Origin of the sequence: Candidatus Borrarchaeum sp., from assembly GCF_019058535.1 — an archaeon.
GTDB classification, from domain to species: domain Archaea; phylum Asgardarchaeota; class Sifarchaeia; order Borrarchaeales; family Borrarchaeaceae; genus Borrarchaeum; species Borrarchaeum weybense.
Map to the genome: position 1 here is coordinate 1 of NZ_JAHPYX010000086.1, position 3,681 is coordinate 3,681.

Genomic DNA, 3,681 nt, shown 5'->3' on the forward strand with positions numbered 1-3,681 from the left:
ATCGTAATCTCCAGAATAATCAGCATCGAAGTATTCAATGATCTTCTGAAAATGTATGTATTCAAAGTTAAGTTCAGTTTCAGGGTACTTTCGAAAGTAGAAATAGGGTTGATTTCTTGAATAATAGAATACAAAAGTATCCATTTGATAGCTATTAGAATCGGCAATTAGTCTATCATTGATTGCAAATGCTGGTACGCTTAAAGACAAGAGAAAAATCAACAAAAATAGAGAAAGTGCATTTTTTTTCATATATATTGCCCCCTACAGCATGTGGAACTTCTCTTTCTTATTTTCATCTGTTTTTTCTTGAGAGGTTTATGCTAAATATCTCTGTGCATATATTTATAGCTAACTAGCGGATACCTTTCAATACGTAGGGGGAAATTTATCAAATTTATTTCATTTTGATAGAAAAACAGAGTTACATAGCTTTGTTTTGATTTTTTCAAATAATTTCTTACGCGAATGTCTAAAAGTGTCGCACATTATCTCAGTCTACACTCTGAGACTCACAGTAAGTCAATTTTAAATACTATCTTTGAAAAACAGTTTCTCGGCGTACAGATCCATTGCAATCAATTTTTAGGGATAACATATGGTCACCGTGATCTAATGATTTTGTAAACAGTCCTCCATTTTCTAAAGCGTGGTTTATGTCCTCTTGTGAGAAGGGGATCATTTCTAATCGTTTACATTTTTCACAATAGCTCATCGCAAATTTGTCCATCTTTAATCATCTTTATACCGTTGATCTAATAGCAGTATCATTCCTGTGTCATTTTTTACAATAATTATTCATAAACCTAAGTAAAACGGCAAAAGCCGCATTCGAAACAATGTTGTTTCCTTGTAGTTATTTCGTTAACAGATCTTCCAATCACGTATTTAGAAATCGTATTTAAAGTCAGCGAATTTTATCTGTTCATTTCATATTAGAAAAAACCACTTGTATCAGGTAATTATCCAACGAAAAGTTATCAGATGTCATGCTGATAATGAAAAAATTCATTTCTTTCAAGATACAATGTATTTAGGGAACTTGATGATTTTTACATAATTTATTCTAAGCAGCTATTTGGATTGGATGGATTCTATGAGCGGTTTTGTCGTTATAAATACTCTTCAATATGATAAAGAATTGGCCGAATTGCTTGAAGTCTTTATCAAATCCTTTAAAGACTATTTTCTAGAAAACGAATTACATCTTAAGGCACAGCAATTCGAACAGGCAATCCATCATGCAATTGAGTCATCAAATGTATGCGAGATCTTTGTAGCCAAAAAAATGAATGATATTATCGGTTTTTCTTGTATTATTCAAACTAAACCTCAATTCTGGTATCTGGGGCCATTTGCCGTCCTTCCTGAATATAGACGACAAGGTATTGGGAAAATTCTGATAAATAAAGCAATAGACTTTGCACAACACAATAATGGTGGTACTATTTCAATTGTTACCCGCTGGTATAATGAGGCAGCAATTCAATTTTACAAAAACCTAAACTTTTATATCGATTCGGAATACGTCCACAAGGGGCATAAAATCGTAAAAATGATACTAGAACTCTGAAGAACGTTAAATAAGCCCAGAAAACGAGATCTGTGGCAAATCTTCACAGAATTTTCTTGCTTCTCGAATTATTGCGTTTAAGTACAGCCATTTAAAGGCGTAGACTACTCCCGGCATCCACTGCGCTTTTGTGGAATCAAATCTCATTTGAAAATCTTTTGAAGTCACAGAGTAAGTGACCGGAAACTCAGGTATGGGCTTAAACGTAATGCTCCATCCCTCTGATAGCTCGGTAAATTCACCACCTAGGTTACTGGCGACTTTTTCTGCGACATCTGGCGTGATTTGTTGCACAACATGAATTTTCTTTTGATCTACAGGTTGATTTTCAAGAATCTGAGCTCCTAAATGTTTCTGCTTTTTTGTCCATAGGAACTCTGCTTCTTGAGCCAACAGGCAAATAAAAACAGTAGACAGTACAATTATTTCCTCAGCTGGGTAAATTTCCGCTGATCTGCGATTAAAATATACAAAAAAATCCCTCCCAAATTCCTCATCTTCAACGAATAGACACAAAATCTGTAAGTTTGGAAGAGGTTTAAAAGAAACTGTCCATTTTACGCTTTCATATGGTCTAAAATTCTCAGTCATACCTCCAAGTTTAGCCGCAAGGATTTTTATTTCGTCGGTATTGATTCTTTTAATAATATGCATGCGTTTCTTACCGTAACTGAGCACCCTGTTTTGCCAACCGCTCCCCGCACCAAATTCTTTCGCACCTAGATCAATGTATTCTGAACCGCTCAAATGTACTACCTCATAACTTACAGGATGATGTTTCTGGTAACGTACTATCTCCACTAATTATTCTTGCCTCTCTGACCACTGCGTTTAAATATAGCCATTTAAAGGCATACACTACTTCAGGTATCCATTGCGCCACATCCACATCGAACAAAATACGAGTTTTATTTCCCACTTCATAAGTAATGGGAAGTGTCGCAATTGGTGTAAATATTAAATTCCATCCGCCTGATATTTCGTTAAATTCTCCACCTAACTTGTTGGCGACCTGTTTTGCGACCGCTGGTGTGATATTTTTTAATACAGCAAGCATTTGATTTATATCACGCTTTTCCATAATTTGTGTTCCTAATCGCCTACGTTTGTTTGTCCATAGGAATTCAGCTTCATGAGGGAATAAAGTGATATACGCCAAACTGAAGACAAGAACATCTTCCACAGGGAATTTTACAGCATTTCTATTATAGTAAACGTAGAACTCGCTCCCAAATTCTTCATCTGAAACTAAGAGAAACAGGATCTTAAGTTCCGGGAGAGGCTGAAAGGATATTGTCCATTCTGTGTCGTATAGTTTAAAATCTTCAAAAGATGCTCCAAGTTTAGTTGCAATCTTCTTGGCATCTTTAGATGTTATCTTTTCAAGAATTTCCATCTGGTTCTTCGCTACGCCTAATAGTTTTGGATGCCAACCACAGCCAGACCCAAACTCCGTAAGAGTGATATATTCACCTGATTTACTCACTTCTGCGTCACCATGTATCTAATTTTTTGATATGATTTATTAAGGTGTTTGTTCGTGTATTTCTTAGTTAAACATATGAACGGAGGATACTTGGATGAAGAAAATGCTACGATCGCGTGCAGGAGCATCAGCAATTCCTATTATCATCTTGATACTCGTTATTGCTGGTGTAGGTGCCGCGATATGGGGCGGAGGTCTCTTCTACACGACTGAAATCAGTAGAATTCAAGCAGATCCGACTGGCTGGGACGGAAAATCAGTTTACGTTAAGGGGAAAGTCACTGGTACTATCGACTTTTTTGGCTTCCATGGCTTCGCAATTGACGATGGCACAGATGCAATTTACGTTGACTGGTCAGGTGTCCTTCCATTAGTTGGAGACACGGTAATCGTACATGGAACTGTTCACAAACTTGTTACTATAGCTTATATTGAAGCAACATCCGTCAGAAACGCTTGGTTCTAAGTTCTTTCACATCCTCTTTTTTTTTAATAGTGCAAATTATAACCAAACTGATTTTGTAGCTAAAACAAACTCTCTTTTAAAAATTCAGGAGGTACAGGGAGGTTTAATTAATCTAAAGAAAATGAAGAGCGATTACCCTGCTCCACCACCACCGCC

General features: G+C 36.4%; 6 protein-coding genes. 2 read left to right on the top strand and 4 right to left on the bottom strand.

What is annotated here, in order from left to right; genetic code table 11:
- Together QVB70_RS04870 and QVB70_RS04875 are read right to left on the bottom strand one after the other, a co-directional pair.
- Positions 1-252: hypothetical protein (locus QVB70_RS04870; protein ID WP_287583957.1), on the bottom strand; the 252-nt coding region annotated here is incomplete at its 3' end.
- A gap of 283 nt (positions 253-535) precedes the next feature.
- Positions 536-730 (bottom strand): hypothetical protein, encoded by a 195-nt coding sequence (locus tag QVB70_RS04875; protein WP_287583959.1) that lies wholly within the window; start codon positions 728-730, stop codon positions 536-538.
- 366 nt (positions 731-1,096) lie between these two features.
- Here QVB70_RS04875 and QVB70_RS04880 point away from each other — a divergent pair, with 366 nt between their 5' ends.
- Positions 1,097-1,573, top strand: a complete 477-nt coding sequence (locus QVB70_RS04880) for a GNAT family N-acetyltransferase (RefSeq protein ID WP_287583961.1) — start codon at positions 1,097-1,099, stop codon at positions 1,571-1,573.
- A gap of 6 nt (positions 1,574-1,579) precedes the next feature.
- Here QVB70_RS04880 and QVB70_RS04885 read toward each other — a convergent pair whose 3' ends face one another.
- Both QVB70_RS04885 and QVB70_RS04890 read right to left on the bottom strand, forming a co-directional pair.
- On the bottom strand, positions 1,580-2,320 hold the full coding sequence (locus QVB70_RS04885) for a hypothetical protein (RefSeq protein ID WP_287583963.1): 741 nt from the start codon (positions 2,318-2,320) through the stop codon (positions 1,580-1,582).
- A gap of 10 nt (positions 2,321-2,330) precedes the next feature.
- On the bottom strand, positions 2,331-3,059 hold the full coding sequence (locus tag QVB70_RS04890) for a hypothetical protein (RefSeq protein WP_287583965.1): 729 nt from the start codon (positions 3,057-3,059) through the stop codon (positions 2,331-2,333).
- A gap of 94 nt (positions 3,060-3,153) precedes the next feature.
- Between QVB70_RS04890 and QVB70_RS04895 the strand changes: the two genes are divergently transcribed.
- Entirely contained in the window at positions 3,154-3,525 is a 372-nt protein-coding gene (locus QVB70_RS04895; RefSeq protein WP_287583966.1) for a hypothetical protein, read from the top strand.
- Positions 3,526-3,681: the final 156 nt, after the last annotated feature.

Bases quoted from the DNA above. Each gene is read 5' to 3' on its own strand.
- QVB70_RS04895 (WP_287583966.1), top strand. From the start codon at position 3,154: ATGAAGAAAATGCTACGATCGCGTGCAGGAGCATCAGCAATTCCTATT.
- QVB70_RS04880 (WP_287583961.1), top strand. From the start codon at position 1,097: ATGAGCGGTTTTGTCGTTATAAATACTCTTCAATATGATAAAGAATTG.
- QVB70_RS04875 (WP_287583959.1), bottom strand. From the start codon at position 730: ATGGACAAATTTGCGATGAGCTATTGTGAAAAATGTAAACGATTAGAA.